At 43.3% G+C, this 3,012-nt stretch carries 4 protein-coding genes; 2 read left to right on the top strand and 2 right to left on the bottom strand.

Going from position 1 to position 3,012, the window contains the following annotated elements:
- Both VIP81_RS20090 and VIP81_RS20085 read left to right on the top strand, forming a co-directional pair.
- The coding region (locus VIP81_RS20090; RefSeq protein ID WP_331965285.1) for a helix-turn-helix domain-containing protein at window positions 1-670 on the top strand (670 nt) is incomplete at its 5' end.
- Between the two features lie 63 nt (window positions 671-733).
- Window positions 734-1,300, top strand: a complete 567-nt coding sequence (locus tag VIP81_RS20085; RefSeq protein WP_331965282.1) for a DUF4256 domain-containing protein — start codon at window positions 734-736, stop codon at window positions 1,298-1,300.
- Window positions 1,301-1,303: 3 nt separating this feature from the next.
- Here the strand turns inward: VIP81_RS20085 and VIP81_RS20080 are convergent, their stop codons facing one another.
- Window positions 1,304-2,050, bottom strand: a complete 747-nt coding sequence (locus VIP81_RS20080) for a LytTR family DNA-binding domain-containing protein (protein WP_331965279.1) — start codon at window positions 2,048-2,050, stop codon at window positions 1,304-1,306.
- An 18-nt stretch (window positions 2,051-2,068) separates the two neighbouring features.
- On the bottom strand, window positions 2,069-3,012 hold a 944-nt coding region (locus VIP81_RS20075; protein WP_331965276.1), incomplete at its 5' end, for a sensor histidine kinase.

Below are 3,012 nucleotides of genomic sequence, written 5' to 3'. Positions count from 1 at the left end.
ATTCACTGCCCCTCATCAAATCATATCTATTGAAAATGATACCGAGTTTTTTGGGGCTACACTGCTCATTCATCCGGACTTTATCCGCAACTACCCATTAGGAAAAAATATCAAAAATTACGGTTTCTTTTCTTATGAAGCCAATGAAGCCCTTCATCTTTCTGAAAAAGAAAGAGCTACTATCCTCGATATCCTGGAGCAGATCAACACGGAACTCAACAATCCCATTGATGATTTCAGTCAGGACGTGATGATCTCCTACATAGAAGTATTGCTCAATTACAGCAATCGTTATTACAAGCGGCAATTCATCACCCGCAAAGCGGTGAATCATGATTTGCTCACGAAAATGGAGCAGTTGTTAAATGATTATTTCGACTCGGCCGATGCATTAAAAAAAGGACTTCCCTCCGTGGAATACCTGGCAGAACAACTCCATCTTTCACCCCGCTATTTAAGCGATATGTTACGTTCACTCACAGGACAGAACGCGCAGCAACACATCCATGAAAAGCTCATTGAAAAAGCGAAGGAAAAGCTGTCTGGCACTGGGTTATCAGTGAGTCAGATTGCTTACGAACTGGGCTTTGAACATCCACAATCTTTCAGTAAACTATTCAAAATAAAAACCAACCAGTCTCCCCTGGAATTCCGGCAATTGTTTAACTGATCTTGAAATTTTCCCTATCTTTCCGGTCATCCTGTAAAGATTTTATACAAAAGCAGTTGCACCATGAAAACCAGTAAAAAAAAGTTATCGTCCGAACAAAGCCAATCACTACTCAGTGTATTGAAAACCCGTTTCGAGAAAAATAAAAACCGCCATAAAGGACTCGATTGGACTGCCGTAGAGGCAAAGCTGGAAGCGAATCCGGAAAAACTATGGTCGCTCGATGAAATGGAGTTAACCGGCGGCGAACCGGATGTAGTGGGCTATGATAAAAAAACGGATGAATACATTTTTTTCGATTGTGCCGCTGAAAGCCCCAAGGGCCGCAGAAGCATTTGTTACGACCATGAAGCGCTGGAGTCAAGAAAAGAACATAAACCGGAAAATAGTGCCGTTCAGATGGCGGCAGATATGGGTATTGCGCTTTTAACAGAGACAGAATACAGCAGCCTGCAGGAACTTGGCAATTTCGACCTGAAGACCTCCAGCTGGATAGTAACGCCACCCGCTATACGAAAACTCGGGGGCGCCCTCTTTTGCGATCGCCGCTATGATCACGTTTTTGTATATCATAACGGCGCCGAATCTTATTATGCTGCCAGAGGTTTCCGTGGTTCGCTGCGAGTGTAATAACTAGGAAATATTCTCCAGGTAATGGAGTACTTCTTCCTTTTTCCGGCTGGAAACGGGCACCTGTTCATTATTCAACATCTTTAAATATCCTTCCCGGTAGTATTTTTCCACGTAGTGGAAATTAACCAGGTAAGACTGATGACATCTCAAAAAGCCGGAGGGCAACAATAAACTTTCATAATCCTTTAAGCCTTTTGATACCAGGATTTCGCGTTTATTTTTCAGGTAGAAGGTAGTGTAGCCCTTATCACTCTTGCAATACATGATATCTTCTATAGCAACGATTTCTATATATTCAAGGCTTTTTAATGCAAGCCGTTTAGGGATGGTGCTGCCCTGCGACATATAATGTTGCCGGGCTATTTCCAGTTGTTGCTGCTCCACATGTTCCTGCTTCTTTTGATGGAAACATTTGTTCAGCATGTCCGTTAAAGCCGCTTCGTCTATGGGTTTTAACAGGTAGCCGAAAGCCCCCATATTAAGTGCCTGTATGGCATATTGATCGTAAGCCGTCAGAAAAATAACCTGGAATCCTTCATTTCCTATTTCATGAAATAACCGGAAACTATCGCCATCTTTCAGCCGGATGTCTGCTAAAATAATATCTGGTTTCAAGGCAGGAATCTCCCTCGCGGCCTGTGCTACTTCCTGTGAATTACCCACCACCTGAACAAAGGGAATGCTTTGAACTACCTGTAACAGGTGTTTCAGTATCAGCGTTTCATCTTCAAGAATATACAGCTTCATATATGCTTCTTTTCTGGTTTAATCTTTAATTTCCGGTATTACAATGCGTACGGTAACGCCATGTGCTCCGTCGCCTGTTTTATTTTCAATATCAAAGTTGGCTTCCTGCCCATTGGACTTGAAAAGCACTTGCAGTCTTTCCTTCAGGATAATTCCGGCAAGGGATCTTTTTTTCTTTTGCTGCCCTTCCTCTTTAGGGGTAATGCCGGTACCGTTGTCATCTACCAGGATGAGTACCTGGTTGTTCACCGCCCTGAAGGATACCCTTAACATGCCTTTGTATTGAATATTCCGGAAGCCATGCTCTATGGCGTTTTCCACAAAAGGTTGCACCAACATAGGTGGAATCAGGATCTCTTCCGGATAGAGATTATCGGCCACCGTTACCTCATAGTCGAAAATCCCGGCAAAGCGCATCTGTTGCAGCTGAAGGTAATTTTTCAGAGAAGTCACTTCTTCTTCCAGGCTGATAAAATCCCGCCTGCTTTGTTCCAGTACACTGCGGAGTAGTCCGGAAAAGGCCGACAGGTAGCGGACAGATTCTTTGGTATCGCCGGAAGCCACCAGGCTTTGCAGGTTGGCAATGGAATTAAATATGAAATGTGGATTGAGCTGGGCCTGTAGTAATTTCTGTTCAATATTCAGCCGGCTGTTTTCCGATTGCAGTAATTTGTTTTTTTCTTTCAACCGGTATTGTCTGTGTATAATGTAGAAGAATAAAAGGAGGCCAATGAATACCAGTGAGGCCAGTGCCAGCGTCCATCGTTGCTGGCGGATCACTTTTTCATTTAACACATTCCGGCTGCTCAGTTCCGCAATATTGCGGTCTTTCTTCTCTGTTTCATATTTTGCCTGGATCTCTGCCACTTTAACTGCTTCTATCTGTTTTATATTTCTTATTTCCAGGGAGAAGGCATAATCGGCGGCATTCATGGCTTCAGTATAGTCGCCTTTCTTTTTAT

Source organism: Chitinophaga sp., assembly GCF_036566945.1.
In the GTDB taxonomy this organism is placed as follows: domain Bacteria; phylum Bacteroidota; class Bacteroidia; order Chitinophagales; family Chitinophagaceae; genus Chitinophaga.
The sequence above is the reverse complement of the archived record's forward strand: the minus strand, read 5'-3'. Positions and strand labels throughout refer to the sequence as shown.